At 71.7% G+C, this 19050-nt stretch carries 5 protein-coding genes; all 5 read right to left on the bottom strand.

The annotated features are described in order from the left end of the window. Positions 1 to 215: 215 nt before the first annotated feature. The 5 genes from IEY86_RS26085 to IEY86_RS26065 all read right to left on the bottom strand — a co-directional run bounded on the left by IEY86_RS26085 (position 216) and on the right by IEY86_RS26065 (position 18956). Positions 216 to 1976, bottom strand: coding sequence for an MFS transporter (locus tag IEY86_RS26085; RefSeq protein ID WP_189134289.1), 1761 nt, complete (start codon positions 1974 to 1976; stop codon positions 216 to 218). 210 nt (positions 1977 to 2186) lie between these two features. Then, positions 2187 to 3851, bottom strand: a complete 1665-nt coding sequence (locus IEY86_RS26080) for an NAD(P)/FAD-dependent oxidoreductase (RefSeq protein WP_265805545.1) — start codon at positions 3849 to 3851, stop codon at positions 2187 to 2189. 49 nt (positions 3852 to 3900) lie between these two features. Further along, the gene (locus tag IEY86_RS26075) at positions 3901 to 5703 is read right to left on the bottom strand and encodes an NAD(P)/FAD-dependent oxidoreductase (protein ID WP_189134288.1); all 1803 of its coding nucleotides are present in this window, start codon (positions 5701 to 5703) and stop codon (positions 3901 to 3903) included. A gap of 63 nt (positions 5704 to 5766) precedes the next feature. Further along, entirely contained in the window at positions 5767 to 12483 is a 6717-nt protein-coding gene (locus tag IEY86_RS26070; RefSeq protein WP_189134287.1) for a type I polyketide synthase, read from the bottom strand. Beyond that, entirely contained in the window at positions 12480 to 18956 is a 6477-nt protein-coding gene (locus IEY86_RS26065; RefSeq protein WP_189134286.1) for a type I polyketide synthase, read from the bottom strand. The genes IEY86_RS26070 and IEY86_RS26065 overlap by 4 nt, the downstream gene beginning before the upstream one ends. Positions 18957 to 19050 lie beyond the last annotated feature (94 nt).

The raw sequence follows: 19050 nt of genomic DNA, 5'->3' as shown, positions 1-19050 counted from the left end.
TGACCTCGTCACGGGCCACGGCCCTCCTCCGGAAATCCCCCACCGCTTCCCCGCACCCGTCCAGCAAGCCACCGAGAGCCGTCCCAGGACCGCCCCCGGGACGGCCGACGCGGACCGCTCGCAGGCAGCACCAGGCCCGACCGGCGCCATCCCGGTCGGGCCTGGTTGTGCTGGGCTCTCGTACGGCCGCCCAGCGGCCGTCGCGGCCGGTGCCGTCAGGCGGCGGCGTGCACCGTCTCGGTGGGCTTGACCTTGGGCAGGGCCAGGACGAGCAGCATGGAGATGGCGAAAACGCCCACCTGCCAGTACAGGGCCTTCTGGAAGCTGAGGCTGAAGTCCTCCTTGCGGGCCTTGGGCACGGCGCCCTCGAGGACCGCCGCCTTCACCTTCGCCTTGATCTCGGGCGGAGCCGGGCTGTCGGCGACCCGCCGCTCGATCGCCGTGCAGCTCGGCGGGGTGGCCGAGAGGTCCTTCTGGTTCATCCGGTCGTCGAAACAGGTCTGGAAGCCGGCCACGGCGTTGCGCTGCTCGGCGGCCGGGAGCCCGGAGACCGACAGGTCGTGGCGCAGGTCCGGCAGGGCCGTGCCGCTGGAGTGGGTCGCGTTGGAGCCCAGCAGGCCGAAGAAGAGGATGCCGGCGACCGCGACACCGGTGGCCGCGCCGACCTGCTGCACCGTGGCCAGCATGCCCGAGGCCGAACCGGCCTCGCGGGACTTGATGCCGGCCAGGATGATCCCGGTGCAGGGGGCGAGGAAGAGCCCGCCGCCCGCGCCCGCGACGATCAGGACCGGGATGAGGTGCCAGCCCTTCAGGTCGGTGCCGGAGTAGTGCAGCGTGATCATGATCCCGATCATGCCCAGCATGATCAGCCCGGAGCCGATGGCCAGCGTCCAGGTGCCCAGGCGCTTGACGACCGAGGCGGAGCGGGCCGAGCCCACCGCGACCATGAGGGCGAAGCACAGGGTGATCACACCCGCGCCGACCGGCGTGTAGCCGAAGCCGACCTGGAGGACCAGGAACAGGACCATGAAGAACGACGGGATACCGGCGAAGAACACCAGGCTGATGATCAGGCCGACGGTGAAGGAGCGCTCCTTGAACAGCCCGCTCGGCACCAGTGGCGAGGAGCCCGGCTTGGCGGTCAGCCTCGCCTCGTAGACGAAGAAGGCGATCAGGAACAGCGGGCTGACCGCGAGGGAGACCAGGCTCCAGGTCGGCCAGTCGTTCTCACGGCCGATCACCAGCGGGAGGATCAGCAGGAACAGCCCCGTGGTCAGCAAAACCGTACCGATCGGGTCGAGCCGGCTGGCCTCGGGCGAGGAGGACTCGTTGATCTTCACGGCGCCGAGGAAGAGGGCGAGCAGGCCGATCGGCAGGTTCACGTAGAAGATGGAGCGCCAGTCGGTGCCCAGGATGTCCAGCTCGATCAGCCAGCCGCCGAGCACCGGGCCCAGCACCGTGCCGAGGCCGATCGTGGCGCCGTAGAAGGCCAGGGCCTTCGGCCGCTCCTTCTCCGTGAACGACACCTGGATGATCGAGAGCACCTGCGGGAACATCAGGCCGGAGAACAGGCCCTGCACCAGCCGTGAGGCGATCAGGAAGGTGGCGTCCGGCGCCGCTCCGCACAGCGCGGAGGCGAGCGTGAAGCCCACCATGCCGATCAGGAAGACCTTCTTGCGTCCGTAGATGTCACCCAGGCGCCCGCCGGTCACCAGCATGCAGGCGAAGGCCAGGGAGTAGATCGCCACGACCAGCTGGATGTCGGCGAACGTGGCGTTGAGGTCCTTCTGGAGCGACGGCAGCGCGACCATCGTGATCGTCGTGTCCAGCAGCTGCATGAAGACCGCGGACAGGACGACGACCAGGACCAGCCATCGTCCGGTCGCGACCGGACCGGTCTGGGCGGTTGCGGTGGACGGCGGACTCACAGGCGGGGGGGCCTGCCTGCCCGTTTCGCCGACGGCTGACGGCTTCATGTTTCCTCCAGATGACTGTCGAACGACTGCCGGAACGGCGATTGAGCGGGGCGCCCTACGGGCGCTGCGTCTTAGGAATTCATCTAGCGATTAACTCTACAAGCAATGAATTTCTGAGGGCAACTCCTCGAATGGACCGCTCCGTTCCGCAGGTACGGCGCAAGGGGGCGGGGGTGCCTCCTCCCGGAGGCCCCCACCCCCTCGGTCCGGTCAGAAGATCCGTCGTCCCATGGCCTTGGCCTTGATCGCTTCCTTGCCGGTGCTGAGCATCAGCCTGCGCACCGCGGGGTCGCCTTCCTTCCTCGCCCACCGGACGGTCTTCGCGATGACCTTCGGCGTCGGGTGCAGGAACCGCTGGTCGCGTTCCGCGAAGCCGAAGTTCTTGGGCACATAGGGAGCCCTCGCGATGTGGGCGTAGAGTGTGTCAGCGGCCTCTCGAGCCGTGACCGTGCCTGCCTCGAATGCCTCGCACTGCTCGACCATCTCGTCGTAGAGGCTCTTGTACCCCTCGTGGTTCGGCCAGTACAGACCGAGGTGCGGCACGTCCTCCGCGGCCTTGAAGTGCTCGTCGTTGCCGTCCTTGAAGTACTTGGTGAGCGCGCTCTGGAGATGGAAGGTGCCCGCGTTGGCGCCCCACGCCCAGATCCTGAAGACCGCGGTCCACAGGTCGTAGTCCTCCCAGGAGATGAACGCGGAGTTCACCAGGGAGTCGTTGTAGTCGAACAGGCCCTGCTGGAGCCGGTCGACGTAGTCGAAGCGCTCGCGGGAGAAGTCGCCGTCCTTGATGGCCGCCAGCAGCCGCCACGAGAGCGTGTTGATCGCCTCGGCGGTGTTGGACAGGCCGCGGGAGAACAGCGGGTCGAGGAACCCGGCCGCGTGCGAGAGCAGGAACCAGCGGTCGCCGGCGCACTGCTTCGACGAGTACTGCAGACGGTCGGTGGCCACCCACTCGCGGATCGGCTTGACGCCCTGGAACTGCCGGTGCACGTCCGGGAACCTGTCCGCGTAGGCGTGGAACTCCTCCTCCGGCGTCATGTCCGGGTTCCGGGGGTACTTGCGCGGGTCCAGCGTCAGGCCGACGCTGCACAGCGGGTTCCTGGACCACTCGTGGTTGTCGAACCCGATGAGCCAGAACCACCCGCGCGAGAACATGTGGTGCACGGTGCCCTCGTACCACTTGACCGGAGGGGTGTCCTCGGGCGCGTGGTGGAACAGGTCGTCCGTGCGCGGCACGTCCAGCATGTGGTTCCAGATGGAGCGCGAGTGGTGCTTGAAGCGGCACACCTCGTCGCGCAGCTGGAACTTCTCGGCTATGGGGGAACGGTAGCCGCTCGCGTCCACGACGTAGCGGGCGCGAGCCTGCTCCCCCTTGTCCGAGCTGATGGTCACTCCGGCGTCGTCGAAGTCCACGTCGACGACCCGGAAGTTCTCCCGGGGCACGGCGCCGTACTTGATCGCCGTGTAGAACATGTACGCGTCGGTGTCCTGCCGGTACAGATGGCTCGCCTCGTGCAGCAGGCCCGGCGTGTCGAACTGGTTGACCTCGCGCGGGTTCTGCGGCTCGCCCTCGTGGTGCAGCAGGAAGCCGAAGTGCTTCTTCACCCCGAACTTCGGCCCCAGCACCTTGGTGCTGTTGGTGAAGGTGGCCAGCGTCTTGATCTCGGGGACGCCGTAGCGCTCCGAGATGGTGCGCAGCGCCACCAGGGTGTACGGGATGGTGGACTCGCCGATCGCGAACTTCGGGTGGGAACTGGCGTCCACCAGGAGCACCTTGGCGCCGTTGCGGGCCAGGATCGCGCCGAGCATGGAGCCGGCTATGCCCGAGCCCAGGATCGCCACGTCGTATGTCGTCTTCTCGGTTTTCAGGTCTTCCACGGTCTACTCCTTGCGGCCGGGCGAAACGGTTCGGGGTCTCGGAATCTGGTCACTCGGGCGCGGGGACCCGGAACCGCTTGCCGATCACCGGCCACGGCGCGATCGTGTGGATGAGCTCTTCCTTGAGGTTGAACTCCTCGCGGTCGAAGCGCTTGCGGATGAAGAGGGTCAGTCCCTCGTAGACGAGGTCGCCCATCTCCTTCGGCGCCTTCTTCTTCGCCCAGTTGAGCGTGCTGAGGATCTTGAAGGTGGAGGCGTCGGTCCAGTGGTTGTTCGGGTCGGCCAGACCGAACGCCGGGGGCACGAAGTCCGCGGCCCGCAGGACGGTGAGGATCTCGTCGGCCGCGGTGTCGGGTTCGGCCTTCCCGTTCTGCACCGCCCGGGTCAGGTCGCTGACCTTCCTCAGCAGCTCGCGCGCCGGCCGGTAGTCGGGGATGGCCCCGTCGGGCGCCTGGCGCTCCAGACGTTCCAGGACGGCCGGGTCGTGGTTGTCCAGGTACTGGGCGTAGGCGCGGTTGATCTCGAAGGTGGCCAGGATCTGGCCGAGCGACCACACCCGGAACCAGGCGTTCCACAGCGGGAAGCTCTTGAACGAGGTGTAGGAGTTCGCCACCAGGTCGTCGTTGAAGTCGAGCAGGCCCTGCTCGAGCTCCTGGACGTACTTGAAGCGCTCCACCGAGAAGTCGTCCTCGCGGATGGCGTCCAGCAGGCGCCAGCCGAGCGCGTGGATGATCTCCATCGAGTTGGACAGGCCGCGGGAGAACAGCGCGTCGACGAAGCCGGCCGCGTGCGAGGTCAGGCACCAGCGGTAGCCGATGGTCTGCTTCGACGAGTACTGGAGCCGTCCGGTGCGCACCCAGTCGCGGACCGCCGTGGCGCCCTCGAACTGCGGGGCGATGTCCGGGAACTTGGCGATGAAGCGGCGGAACTCCTCCTCGGGCGAGCAGTCCGGCACCGGGTGGACGCGCGGGTCGAGGTTGAGGCCGACGCTGCACAGCGGGCTGGTGGAGCGGGCGTGGTTGTCGAACGGGATGACCCACATCCACCCGCCGTCGAACATGTGGTGCAGGGTGCCCTCGCTCCACGGGCTCGGGTTCTGGTGCAGCCCCTTGGGCATGGTGTCCTCGTAGGGCTTGACACCCACCATGTGCGTGAACAGCGACCGCGAGTGGTGCCGCAGCCGGCTCGGCTCCTCACGGACGCCGAACTTCCGCGCCAGCGGGGAGCGGAAGCCGCTCGCGTCCACGACGAACTTCACCCGGATGGTCTCGCCGTTCTCCGGGATGACGGTCACGCCGTCGTCGTCGATGTCGACGTCGGTGATCTTGGTCTGCTGCTTGACCTGGGCCCCGTACTTCAGTGCCACACCCAGCATCCAGGCGTCGGTGTCCTGGCGGAAGAAGTGGTTCTCCGTGTGGGTGATCTTGGGGATGGGGAACATATTGGTCTCGCGCGGGTCCTGGCGCCTGCCCTCGCGGTGGTACAGGAACCCGAAGTTGCGCTTGACCCCGGAGTTGGTGGAGATCTTCGCCTGGACCGCCTCGAACGTGGTCAGCCACTTGATCTCCGGCACTCCGTACCGCTCGCTGACCAGGCGCATCATCATCGAGGTGTACGGGATGGTGGACTCGCCGATCGCGAACCGCGGGTGCGTTCCGGCGTCCAGGATGAGCACCTTGGCGCCGTTGCGGGCCAGGCAGGCCGCGAGGGTGGACCCGGCCAGGCCGGAGCCGAGGACGGCCACGTCGTACTGCGGCTTCCCGGGCGCCGAGGCCGTCTTCTTCGCGCTCGACTGCTCGGACTTGGCCGCGGCCCCGTTGGCAGCGCCCTTTTTTGGTTGGTCTTGGTGCATGGTTCGCTCCTGCTCGGATCGCTCAGTGGGTGTGAGAGAAAGGCTCTGGTGCCAACAGGGGCTTCAGCGGACGGGCCTGGGCAGGTAGCCGCTTTCGACCATCCAGTCGAAGTAGGTGCCAAGCAGGGCCTCGTCCAGGGAGGGGCAGTTGATACCCGTACCCTCGAGTGCGGCTTCGGCGTTGGTCGCGTCGTAGTCGATGGCCTCCTCGCCGCCGACGACGAACTCCTCGACGACCCCCATGACGGGGTGCAGTTCGTTGTCCTTCTCGCCGTAGGCGTCCTGGAGGGCCTGCCACCAGGTCTCCACGGGCACCACGTCGAGCTTCCAGCCGTGGCCCTCGATGGCTTCGAGGAGCTTGGCGAAGCTGAGCTTGCGGCCGTTGACCAGGTGGAAGGTCCTGCCGAAGGCGTGCGGCTGCTTGGAGATGCGCACCATGGCCCGGCTGACGTAGTCCACGGGGGTCATCTCGACCTCCAGGTCCAGCGCGGGCGCGAGGCCGAGCTGGATGCAGCCCTTGATGACGCGGGTGGTGAAGTGCGTGGTCAGGGCGGCGCCGGTGCGGGAGTCGCCCAGCACTCGTCCCGGCCGGTGCACGTCCACCGGGATCCCGCGGTCGCGGGCGGTCTCCATCAGGCGCTCGGCCGCCCACTTGGTCTGGACGTAGCCGGTGACGAGCTTGCCCGCCCCGCTGATGTCGTCGCCCTCGCGGATGACGGTGCGGCCGTCGGCGGGCAGGCCCCAGATGCCGTACGTGGAGACGTAGGTGACCGGGGTGAGCGGTCCTCGGCAGGCGAGTCTGAGGATCTCCTCGCTCCCGCCGAGGTTGGCCGCGCGCAGCTGCTCGTAGGTGTACGAGAAGTTGACCCAGGCTCCGTTGTGGTAGATCGCGTCGAGCTTGTGCCCGAGCGCGTCGAACGCGTCCTCCTCCAGTCCGAGGAGGGGCTTCTCGAGGTCGCCCGGGATCACCTTGACGCGGTCCTCGTCCGCCTCGCGCCAGGGCAGGTACTGCTCGACATTGGCCCGCACCCGGGCCAGTCCCTCGGCCGGGTCGGCGCACCTGACCAGCAGGTGGACGGTCGCCCGCGTGCTCGCCAGCAGCTCGTCCAGCAGATAGCCGCCGACGAAGCCGGTGGCACCGGTGAGCAGGACGTGGTCGGGCTCGGTGTAGCCGGGCCGCACCGGGCCCTGGGGGCGGATGTCCGGATCGAGGGTGACGTCGCCCGCGATGTTGCGGGGATCGGCCATGGCGGCCTCGGCCGGCTCGGCGGCGGCCGAGGCGCCCTCCTCACCGCCGAGTTCGACGCGGAGCAGATCGGCCCAGTCCTCGAGCGTGGAGCGTTCGAAGAGCTGGTTGGGCCGGATGCTGACCCGAAGGTCCCGCTTGCAGTGCTTGACCACCTCCATGACCATCAGCGAGTCCAGGCCGTGGGACATCACGTCGGCCTCGGGCTCGATGGCGTCGGCGCTCACGGCGAGGACGTCGCCGAGGACGCCCTGGAGGTACCGGACGAGGATCGAGCGGCGCTGCGGGCCGTCCGCGACGGCCAGTTCGTCCAGGACGGGCGCGGGGGCCTCGTCGCCGAAGTCCTCCACGATCTCCAGGGTGCGCAGCAGCGGCCGCTCGATCCTGGCCTCCATGACCGGCTTGTACACCGACCAGTCGGCGGCGCAGACGACCGCCTGGGGGGCGTCGCCCGCCAGCAGGGCGCCGAGCAGCTTCAGGCACTGCGGGGCGGACAGGGTGCGCAGGCCCGTGGAGGTCAGGAACTCCAGGACATCGGCGCCGAACAGGTTGGAGGCCAGCTCCCACGGGCCCCAGCTGACCGTCAGCGCGGTCTGGCCCAGGGTGCGCCGGTACTCCGCGAGGCCGTCGAGGAAGGCGTTCGAGGCCGAGTAGCTGGACAGGTGCTGGGAGCCCCAGGTGGCGGCGATGGAGGAGAACCCGAGGAAGAAGTCCAGGTCCAGCCCCTCGGTCAGCTGGTGCATCAGCCAGCCGCCGACGACCTTCGGGCGCCACACGGCGTCGTAGTCGCGAGGGTCGTCGACGGGGATGTCGCGCAGGAACTGGGGCACGGAGACACCGGCCGCGTGGACGACGCCGCGCAACTGGTACCGGTCGATGGCCAGGTCCTCCATGACGAGGAGCATCTGGTGGACGTCGCAGACGTCGGCGGCGACCACGTCGACCACCGCTCCGGTGGCCTCCAGGCCGCGGACCACCGCGATGCGCTCGCGGACGGACGCCTGGAGTCCGGGCAGGTCCCAGTCGGCGCGCGGCGGCAGCGGGGTGCGGCCGAGCAGGACGAGCTTGCCGGCGCCCTGGTGTGCGAGCCAGCGGGCGAGTTCCTGGCCGATGCCGCCGAACGCACCGGTGATCAGGTAGGCGGCGGAGGAGCGGACGTCCGGCACCCGCCGCAGCTCCTCGGCGCCGAGGTGGTGGGGCACCAGCCGGGCCGCGTACCGGTCGGGGCCGCGCAGGGCCTGCTGGTCCTCGGCCCTGACGTCGATGAGCGCGGCGGCCAGCCTGCCGATGTCGTCGCCGGAGGGACCGGCCGGATCGAGGTCGACCGCGCCGCCCCAGTGCTCCGGGTGCTCCAGGGCGATGACCCGGCCCAGGCCCCACAGGGTGTTGGCGAACGGGCAGGTGACGCCCTGCTCGGGGATGGCGGGCATCGCGCCGCGGGTGACCAGGGAGACAGTGGCGCGCGAGCAGTCCTGGCGGTCGATCAGGGCCTGGACCAGTGCGATGACGGCCAGTTCCGTGCGGTCGCGGTACTCCTCCAGCGCCCGGGTGTCGGTCGCCTCCGGCTCGGGGGCGTCCAGCCCGGTGAGCACGATCACGCGGTCGGCGGTGTCGGCCTGCTTGGACTGGTCGCGCCAGCGGGCGATCAGCTCGGCGGTCACGGCCGGCGCGGAGCCGGTCTCCTCCTCGCGGGCCACCAGGACGCGTGCGCCGCGCTGGCGCAGTTCCCGGGCGAGCCGCTCCGCGACACCGCTGCGGTCCGGCAGCAGGAGGTAGTTCTCCCCCGGCAGGCGTCCCGGCGGCGGCGGGGGCTCGACGGTCTGCCACTCGACGCGCTGCAGGAGCTCGTCGGGGTCGCGCCAGGGGGCGTCCGGGGCGGCGACGTCCTTGGCCGCCACCACCCTCAACTCCCTCGCCCCGCCGAGGTGGGAGCCGTCCTCGGCGAAGAATTCCACCTCGCCGACGATCTCCTCGGAGGTGCCGCCGCCGGAGCTGACGTGCGCGGTGGCCCTGACGTACTGGACGCGGTGGGCGTCCTCGCAGGTCAGCTCACGGACGCTGCGGGCGAACCCGACGGCGGAGGAGTCGGCCTCGTTGACCCCCGCGTCCCAGGACAGGGCGGCGATGGCGGCGTCCACGACCTCCACCCAGCTCAGGCCTCCCTCGGCCCGCTCCGGGGACAGGGCCACCAGGACGCCTCCGCCGCCGCGGTGGGCACCGGTGACGGCCTCGGCCAGCGCCGAGGACAGGGAGGTGGGCTCGTAGCGGACCGCGTCGCCGTAGCGGTGCACCTGGAGGTCGGCGGACAGCGGGCGCCCGGCGGCGCGGCGGCGCAGAACTCCCCGCCCGTGCTGCTGCCAGGGCGCGCCCGCGGCCTCCTCCGTCGGGGAGAGGCTGTGGCACTCGTAGGCGGCGTGGCCGTCGGCGTCGGCGCGCACGGTGATGTGCACGATCCGGCCCTCGTGCTCCAGGGGGAACCGGTGGTGGATGGACAGCTCCTCGACGCAGCCCCACCGGCCGCCCAGGGCGTCGGCGGCGGCGTCCATGACCACCTTGGCCAGCGCGCCCATGGGCAGGTAGCGGCGCCCCTCGTGGTCGGTGCGGATGTACGGCTCCCAGCTGGGGTCGTCCAGCGAGACCTCGTACGTCGGCACGGCGCTGCGCAGCCGGCGTCCCACGCCGGGGACGTCGATCCCGGCCGGGCGCTCCGGCGCCGAGGCGCCGCCGGCGTCGTCGCGGCGCTCCTCGAACCAGTAGGACTCGCCGCGCCACACGGTGGCCGGGAGCGGGACGCGGCGCAGCTGCTCGCCCTTGTGGACGGCGGCCCAGTCGACGGCCGTGCCGCGCAGGTGCAGGGTGCCCAGTGCCTGGCGGACGGCGGACCGGTCGTGCAGCGTCTTCCCGGAGCCGCCGCGGGCACGGACCGGGCGGCGCAGCGACGGGATCCAGGCGCAGTCGGGGTCCTCGATGGCGCGGTTGCCCAGGCCCAGCAGGACGGGCTGCGGCCCGACCTCGAGGAAGGTGCGGATGCCGTCGCCGTAGAGGCTGCCCAGGCCGTCGAGGAAGCGGACGGTCCCGGCGGCGTGGCGCACCCAGTACTCGGGGCCCAGGTCCTGCGCGGACCAGGGCCTGCCGGTGACGTTGGAGATGAGCGGGATGGCCGGGGCCGAGTAGCTGATGCTCCGCGCGATCTGCCGGAACTCCTCCAGCATCGGGGCGAGCAGCGGGGAGTGGAAGGCGTGCGAGACGGTGAGGTTCTGGGCCCGCACCCCCTGCTCCTTCAGCCGCGCGACCGCGGTGGCGACGTCGTCCTTCGCTCCCGAGACGACCACGCTCTCGGGGCCGTTGACCGCGGCGAGGGAGACGGTCCCGGTCAGATCGGCGATGGCCGCCAGTGCCGTGGCCTCGTCGCAGGTGACCGCGGCCATCACTCCGCCGGCGGGCAGCTGCGCCATGAGAGCCGCGCGGGCGGTGACCAGGCGGACGGCGTCCTCGAGGCCGAAGACCCCGGCCACGCAGGCCGCGGCGATCTCGCCGATGCTGTGCCCGAGCAGGGCGATCGGCTTCAGTCCCCAGGACTGCCACATCCGGGCGAGCGCGTACTCGACGGCGAAGAGGGCGGGCTGGGTGTAGCGGGTGTCGTCGATCGGCGACTCGGTGCCCTCCGCGGGCCAGACCACCGAGGTGAGCGGACGGTCCAGGGCGGCGTCGAACAGTGCCGCGCATTCGTCGAACGGCTCGCGGAACGCGGGTTCGTCGGCGAGGCCCTGCGCCATTCCGGCGTACTGGGAGCCCTGGCCGGTGAACATCCAGGCCACCTTGCGGTGCTTGTGCACCGGGAGCCTGCCGGTCACCAGGCGCGGGTCGCGCTCGCCGCGCGCGTGGGCCTCGAGGGCGTCGGCGAGGCCCTCGAGCGAGTCCCCGGCCACGGCCAGGCCGTGGGTCTGCCGGGCCCGTCCGACCTGGGTGGTGTAGCAGGCGTCGGCAAGCGTGATGTCGGGGTCGCGGCGCAGGTGGAGGGCGAACTTGCGGGCCACCTCGGTCAGCGCCTCCTCGCTGTTGGCGGAGGCGACCAGGACACCGTGGGGGTGCTGGACCCGGGCGGGGCTGGGCCCGGTGCCCGCCTCGGGGACGGAGCTGACCACGGCGTGCGCGTTGGTTCCGCTGGCGCCGAAGCTGCTGATCGCGCCGATGCGCGGGCGGCCCTCGACGTCGGGCCAGGCGGTCCCCTCGGCCGTGACCTCGATGTGCAGCTTGCTCCAGTCGACGTTCGGGTTGGGCTCGTTGAAGTGCAGGTGCGGCGGGATCTCGCCGTGCTGGAGGGCGAGCACCAGCTTGAGCAGGCCCGCGACACCGGCCGCCGACTCCAGGTGGCCGATGTTGGTCTTCACCGAGCCGACGAGCAGCGGGGCCCCCTCGGGGCGGTTGCGGCCGATGACCGCCTCCAGCGCGCGCAGCTCGATCGGGTCGCCGAGCGAGGTGCCGGTGCCGTGCGCCTCGACGTAGTCGACGTCGCCGGGGGCGATCCCGGCCTGGGTGAGGGCGGCCTTGATGACGCCCTGCTGCGCGGCCGGGTTGGGAACGGTGAGCCCGCTGCTGCGGCCGTCGTGGTTGACCGCCGTGCCGCGGACCAGGGCGATGACGTTGTCGCCGTCGCGGACCGCGTCGGACCAGCGCTTGAGCACCACGAGCCCGGCGCCCTCACCGCGGGCGTAGCCGTCGGCGCTCGCGTCGAACGTCTTGCACCGGCCCTCGGGCGACAGCCCCGCGAACTTGCTCATCATCACGAAGCCGTACGGCGAGAGCATGAGGTTCACACCGCCGGCCAGGGCCATGTCTGCCTCGCCGAGACGCAGCGCCTGGCAGGCCTCGTGCAGCGCCACCAGTGAGGAGGAGCAGGTGGTGTCGACGACCTTGCAGGGCCCCTGGAGGCCGAGGGTGTAGGAGATACGGCCCGCGGCGAAGCTGGGCTCGCCGACGAGCTGGTAGGCGTCCACGTCGCGGATGTCGCCCTGGCTCTGCCGCATCCGCGCGTAGTCGGTGGTGCTCAGGCCGAGGAAGACGCCGGTGGAGCTCCCGTTGAGGCTGTCGGGGGCGTATCCGGCGCGCTCCAGCGCCTCCCACGCGACCTCGAGGAGGATGCGCTGCTGGGGGTCCATGCCCAGCGCCTCGCGCGGGGATATGCCGAAGACCGAGGGCTCGAACCGGTCGACCCTGCCGAGGAATCCGCCGCGCATGACATAGGCCTTGCCGGGCGCGTCGGGATCGGGGTCGTACAGGGCGGAGGCGTCACCGCGCTCGGGTGGGAACTCGGAGGTCGTGTCCACCCCGCCGCGCAGCACCCGCCAGAAGGACTCGGGGGCGTCGGCGCCGCCCGGCAGGCGGCAGCCGAGGCCGACGATGGCGATGGGCTCGTTGAGGGGCTGAGGGCGGGCGTTCTTCAGGCGGTCCTGCAGGCGCTCGATGGTGCGCAGGGCCTCGACGAGCTGGGGCCGGTAGTCATGCTGAACCGGGCCGCTCTGCGTCGTCGTCATGGTCGGTCTCCCTCGGTCAGCATTGATTCGGAGCTGGAGAGCGCGGAGAGCAGACGTCCCATCAGTGCGTCGTCACTGAGATCGTCCAGTCCGTCCTCGGGGTCGCCCCCGGGTGCGGGTGTCGCGCTGTCGTGCGGGATGGCCTCGTCGGCTCCCGGCGCGGTCTGGGGTTCGCCGAAGACGTCGTCGAGGACGAAGTCGGCGAAGGAACGGGCGTTGGGGCACTCGAACATGACGGTGCCGGGCAGTTCGCGGCCCAGTGCCTCCTCGGCGCGCTGCTTGAGCTCGGCGCCGAGCACCGAGTCCAGGCCCAGGTCGAAGAAGCCCTGGTCGGGGCCGATGTCGTCGTCGCCGCCGAGTACCGCGGCCACCATGGCGAGGATGACGTCGAGCATCCGCTCCCGCCGGTCCTCCGGGCCGAGGGGGGTGAGCTCGGCGACCAGCGGGGTCGCGTCGGGGTCGGCGGGGCTCACGTTCACCGAGGCGGCCGGGGGTTCGTCGAACGCGCTGCCGTTGGCCGGGGTCGCATGGGCCGCACTGCCGTTGGCCGAACCCTCGTCGGCGGGGCTCCCGTGGGCCGGACTCCCGTTGGCGGGGCTGCCGGTCGTGGGGCTGCCGTTCGTGGAGGTGCCGCTGAGCGAGCCGCTGTACGGCAGGGGGCCGACGGCCGACGGCGCGGGAGCGGGCTTCGGGGGCGCCACGGGGGCGGAGGTGTCCTTGGGCAGCTCTATCCAGTGGCGCTTGCGCTGCCACGGGTAGCCCGGCAGCGAGACCAGGCGGTGCCCGCCGGGGATCAGCAGGTCCCAGTCGATCCGGCAGCCGTGCACATGCAGGGCCGCCGCGTCCGTCATCAGGTCGCCCACCGCGGTCGGCGCGGAAGTGGCCGCGCCCGCCTGTCCGGCGGGGGCGGTGAGCACCAGCACCTCGGCGTCGCGTGCCTGGAGCGCGGAGCGCAGCATCGCCACGGAGGGGCTGCCGCTGCCGATGTCCAGCAGGGCTTCGATACCGTCCTCGACGAGCTGGTTCGCCAGGCCCGGCCAGCCGCCCTCGGTGGAGTACCGGGGCAGCGTTCCCGGCTTGCCGAGGTCGCCCGGTGTCCGCTCCTCGGCCAGCATCCGCACCGCCTCGGCGAGTTCGAGCTCACCCGCCGCGTGGGCGGCGGCGAGTTCGCCGACGCCGTGGCCGACCACCGCGTCGGGGTGGATGCCGATCGCCGCGCGGACGGCGGTGGCCGCCAGATGCCCGGCGAAGACCAGGGCGCGCTCGTGGAGGGAGCCGCTCCGCGGCCTCTCCCCCGACTCCCACGCCCGCACCGGGGAGATGCCGACGGCGTCCCGCAGTGCGGCGTCCAGGTCGGTGACGGTGGAGCGGAAGGCCGCGAGCCGTTCCGCACCGCCGAGTACGGCCTCGGGCGAGAGGCCGTCGTCGGCGGGGGCGTCCCCGAGCAGCCGCGCCCAGGGCAGGGCGGGTGCGGCGGCGCCGTACATCACGGCCAGCCGCCGGAACTCCCCCGGCCGGGCGGTGCCGACGCGAACGCCCTCGGCGCTCTCGCCCCGCTCCACGGACGCGATGCCGTCGAGCAGTTCCGCCCGGGTGCGGCCGGTCACGGCGAACCGGTGCTCGTGGTGGGTGCGCCGCGCTCCGGAGACCCAGCACAGATCGGCCAGTTCGGCCTCGTCGGCACCGGCGACACGTTCCCGCAGCCTGGCCGCCGCGGCGCGCAGTGCGGCGGGCGTCAGCGCGGAGGAGGTGAGCACCAGCGGGCGCGAGTCCGGCACGGGCCGTCCCCCGGCCGTCGCCGGGGCAGGCGCCTCCTGCACCACGACATGGGCGTTGGTGCCGGTGAAGCCGAACGCGCTGACCCCCGCGCTGCGCGGGCGCTCTCCCACGGGCCAGGGTGTGGGCTCGGTGACGACCTTCAGCGGCAGCCGGTCCCAGGCGACCTGGCGGGTGGGCCGGGAGACGTGCAGATGGGCGGGGATCTCCTCGTGCCTCAGCGACAGCACGATCTTGATCAGACCGGTGACTCCGGCGGCCGCCTCGAGGTGGCCCACGTTGGTCTTGACGGAGCCGACGAGCAACGGCTTGGCGAACGGCCTGCGCTGTCCCACCGCCCCGGCCAGGGCCCGCAGTTCTATGGCGTCGCCCAGCCGGGTGCCGGTGCCGTGCGCCTCGATGTAGTCGATGTCGTCCGGGCCCATGCCGGCCTGGTCCAGGGCGGTCCTGATGACCTCTTCCTGGGCCTCGCCGCTGGGCACCGTCAGACCGCCGCTCGCCCCGTCCTGATTGACGGCGCTGCCGCGAATGACCGCGTACACCCGGTCACCGTCGCGAGTGGCCCTCGACAGCGTCTTGAGAACCAGTGCACCCGCGCCCTCGCCGCGGCCGTAGCCGTCGGCGGAGTCGTCGAACGTCTTGCAGCGGCCGTCGGGGGCCAGCGCTCCGGCCGCCGACATGGCCAGGAAGACCGTCGGTGTGGACATCACATTGGCCCCGCCCGCGAGCGCCACCTCGCTCTCCCCCGCCCGCAGGCTCTGGCAGGCCAGGTGCACGGCCGTCAGCGAGGAGGAGCACGCGGTGTCGACGGCGATGCTGGGACCGCGCACCCCGAGGAAGTAGGACAGCCGTCCCGCGGCGCCGCTGAAGGAGTTGCCGGTGCCGTAATAGAGGTCGATGTCGTTCTGGCTGCGCGTCACCAGCTGCGTGTAGTCCGTGGTGTTGAGGCCGACGAACACGCCGGTGCGGCCTCCACGCAGTGTGTCGACCGCGATACCCGCGTCCTCCAGCGACTCCCAGGCCACTTCGAGGAAGAGCCGCTGCTGCGGGTCCATGCTGCGGGCCTCGCGCGGGGAGATCCGGAAGAAGCCGTGGTCGAAGCCGTCCACCGCGTCGAGGAACGCGCCGCGCTTGGTGGCCACCCGGCCCGCTCCGACCTTGCCGTCGGCGAGCAGGGACGCGGCGTCCCAGCGCTCCAGCGGGACATCGCCCGTGGCGTCGGTACGGTCCTCGAGCAGGCGCCAGAACGACTCGGGACTGTCGGCTCCGCCCGGCACGCGCAGCCCGATGCCGACGATCGCGATCGGCTCGGGGCCGGTCGGCGGCTGCGCGGCAGCCGCCCCCGCGAACGAGGCGGGCACCGCGCCGGACACCGCTGACGGCTGGGCCGGCGGCTCCGGCTGGAGGGTCAGGATGTAGTCGGTCAGCGCCTCGATGCTCGCGTGGGACAGGACGTCCGCGCCGTCGAGCGGGCAGCCGAGCGCGTCCTGCACCCGGCGGGCGAGCTCGGAGACGGAGATCGAGTCGATGCCCAGCTCGAAGAACCCGCGCTGGCGGGGCAGGCGTTGGCCCGGGGGGTGCCCCAGGACGACGGCCAGCGCGCTCTGCACGGCGGCGGCGACCTCGTCGCGCTGGTATCCGTCGGCGGGGACCGCGGGCGCGGTCGCCTCGGGGGCGGGGCTCACGGGGGCCACAGGTGCGGCGGCCGTGGCAGGGACGACGGGTGCGGCGACCGGAGCGGGGGCGGACGGGGCGGGGACGACGGGTGCGGCGGCGGCCGGGGCGGGGGCAGCCAGGGCGGGGGCGGCGGGCGCGGCGGTGGGGGCGGCGGGCGCGGCGGTGTCACTCACCACCGAGGCCCCGGCCAGCTCCCCGACCAGCCTTCCCCGGGCGTCGAACAGCCGGACCTCGGCCCGCAGTCCGTCCGAGCGCAGCAGTCCCCCGTTGGTCTGGCGGCCGCGCTCGACACCCGAGAGCCAGTAGCGCTGGTCGGCCCAGCGGTGCGGCGGCAGGCCGACGGGGCTCACCGGCTGGGGGAAGAACCCCTGCCAGTCGATGCCCACTCCGGCCACGTGCAGCTTGGCCCTGGCCTGCGCGAGGGTGGTCGCACCCGCCTTGCCGCGGGCCAGCGAGCCGACGACGGGGCCGAGTCGGCCCCGCTGGGTCAGGGCGGCCTGTACGGGCCGTCCGAGCACGGGGTGGGCGCCGATCTCGACGAAGACGGCGTTTCCCGCGGTCAGCAGGCGGTCCACGGCCGGCCAGAACAGGACGGGATCACGCAGATTGCGGCCCCAGTAGGCCGCGTCCAGCGGCGGCGCCGTCTCCTCCCGCGTGGCCGTGGAAAGGAACGGCACGGTGGGCGCCGACGGCGTCAGGTCGGCCAGGAACGCCTCGAGTTCGTCGCCGTAGCCGCGCATCAGCGGGTGGTGGAAGGCGTAGTCCACGGGCAGCGGCACCGCGTTGGCGCCGCTGCGGCGCAGCTCGCCGACCGCTCCCTCGACCGGGGCGGGAGGGCCCGCGATCACCACGGATGTCGGGCCGTTGACGGTGGCCACGCTCACCTCGGGGTAGCGCCCGCCGAGACGTTTGACGACCTCTGCGGCGCTCAGCTCCACCGCGACCATCCGGCCGGAGCCGGTGGCCCGCTGCATCAGACGGCCCCGCTCCACGATGAGGCGGGCGGCCTCGGGCAGGGTCAGCGCCTGCGCGACGACGGCGGCGGCCACCTCGCCCATGCTGTGGCCGATCACGGCGTCGGGGACCACTCCCCACGACCGCCACAACCGCGACAGCGCGATCTGGACGGCGAAGAGCGCGGGCTGGGCCACCTCGGTGGCCTTGACGCGTGCCGGGTCCTCGTCCCGCAGGACGTCGAGCAGGGACCAGTCGGCATGCTCGCGCAGGAGCGCGTCGCACTCGTCCAGCGTCTCGCGTACGACAGGTTCCGACCCGTAGAGGTCCATGGCCACACCCGGGTACTGCGAGCCCTGGCCGGAGAAGGCATGGACCACCTTGCCGATCCGGTCCTCGGCCTCGCCGGAGATCGCCCCGGCCCGCCGCTCCCCGGTGCGGAAGGCCTCCAGTGCCTCGGCGAGTTCCTCGGTGGTGTCGCCGACGACGGCGAGGCGGTGCCGGTGGTGGGTTCGGCGCACGGCGGCGGCCGCCAGCACCGCGTCCGGCGAGGCGGTGCGGGTGCCCGTCCAGGGCGATCCGCTGAGCGCCCGCCGGTAGTCGCCCGCGAGCTGTTCCAGGCCCTCGGCGCTGGACGCGGAGACGAGCAGCGTCCGCGGGGCGGGCTGCCGCTGTGCCTTGGCGCGTTTGCGGGTGGAGGGCTCGGGCGGAGTGGAGACCAGGACATGGGCGTTGGTGCCGGACAGACCGAACGCGCTGACCCCGTTGACCGCGTGGCCGTCCACCGTGGGCAGCGGGGTGGGCACGGTGGGGACGGTGATCCCCGAGCGCTCCCAGTCGACCAGCGGCGAGGGGTGCTTGTGGTGGATCTGCGGCGGGACGGTGCGGTGGCGCAGCACCATCAGGGTCTTGAGCAGGCCCGCGATACCGGCCGCGGAGTCCATGTGGCCGAAGTTCGCCTTGTGCGAGCCGACGATCAGGCGGCGGTCCTCGGGGCGGTGCCTGCCGATGACCTCGGTGAGGGCGGAGATCTCCAGTGGGTCGCCGAGCGGGGTACCGGTTCCGTGCGCCTCTACGTACGAGGGCATCTCGTGGCCGAGTCCGGCGGACTCCAGCGCGGTGCGCAGCAGGGCCTGCTGCGCAAGGGCGTTGGGAGCGGTCAGGCCGGCGCTGTGCCCGTCCTGGTTGACCGCGGTGCCGCGGATGACGCCGTAGACCTGGTCGTTGTCGCGCAGGGCGTCGGCGTACCGCTTGAGGACGACGACACCGCACCCCTCACCGCGCACGATCCCGTCGGCGCGGGCGTCGAACGGCTTGCAGCGGCCGGTGGGCGACAGCGCCTGCACCTTGCCCATGAACACGGTGAGCTCGGGAGTGATGATCGCGTTGACACCGCCGGCCAGGGCGGTGTCGGCCTCGCCGCTGCGCAGGCTCTGGCAGGCCAGGTGCACGGCGACGAGGGAGGAGGAGCACGCGGTGTTCACCGACATCGTGGGGCCGTGCAGCCCGAAGGTGTAGGCGATGCGCCCGGCGGCGAAGCTGAACTCCTTGCCGCTGGCGAAGTAGGGGTCGATCGTCTCGGTGCCCGCGGCCTTGGTGTGCAGGAGAAGGTAGTCGGAGCCCAGGATGCCCATGTGGACGCTGGTGCGGCTGCCGTGCCAGCGCTCCCTCGGCACCCCGGCGTCCTCCATGGCCTGCCAGGAGACCTCGAGCAGGAGCCGCTGCTGGGGGTCCATCTCCCGGGCCTCGCGGGGCGAGATGCCGAAGAACTCCGCGTCGAAGCGGTCGATGTCGGTGAGGAAGCCGCCCTCGCGGCAGTACGTGGTGCCGGGGTTCTTGGGGTCGTCGTGGAAGAAGCTCTCGTCCCAGCGGTCCGACGGGACCGGCGCCACGATGTCCCGGCCCTCGAGAAGGACGTCCCAGAAGGTGTCGACATCGCGGACGCCGCCGGGGAAGCGGCATCCGACGCCGACGACAGCGATGTCGTCCTGACGGGGTGCGGGGATTCCCCCGGGTCCTGACTGGCGGCTCTTTCCGGCCTCGCGCCGCGCTGTCGGCTCAGACATTGAACTCCCCCCGTCCGAAAAAATAAGTCGTCACTTAGTGACTTCTGTGGGTTAACATCAGAGGTACGACGAGTGCGCTGGCAAAGGTTGCCCA

The sequence above is a fragment of the Wenjunlia tyrosinilytica genome (genome assembly GCF_014646055.1).
Classification (GTDB): domain Bacteria; phylum Actinomycetota; class Actinomycetes; order Streptomycetales; family Streptomycetaceae; genus Wenjunlia; species Wenjunlia tyrosinilytica.
Note: the sequence above shows the minus strand (reverse complement) of the source record. Positions and strands in the feature narration are given on the sequence as shown.

Excerpts from the sequence above, each read along its gene's own strand:
- IEY86_RS26085 (WP_189134289.1), bottom strand. The coding sequence starts at position 1,976 with ATGAAGCCGTCAGCCGTCGGCGAAACGGGCAGGCAGGCCCCCCCGCCT.
- IEY86_RS26075 (WP_189134288.1), bottom strand. The coding sequence starts at position 5,703 with ATGCACCAAGACCAACCAAAAAAGGGCGCTGCCAACGGGGCCGCGGCC.
- IEY86_RS26070 (WP_189134287.1), bottom strand. The coding sequence starts at position 12,483 with ATGACGACGACGCAGAGCGGCCCGGTTCAGCATGACTACCGGCCCCAG.
- IEY86_RS26065 (WP_189134286.1), bottom strand. The coding sequence starts at position 18,956 with ATGTCTGAGCCGACAGCGCGGCGCGAGGCCGGAAAGAGCCGCCAGTCA.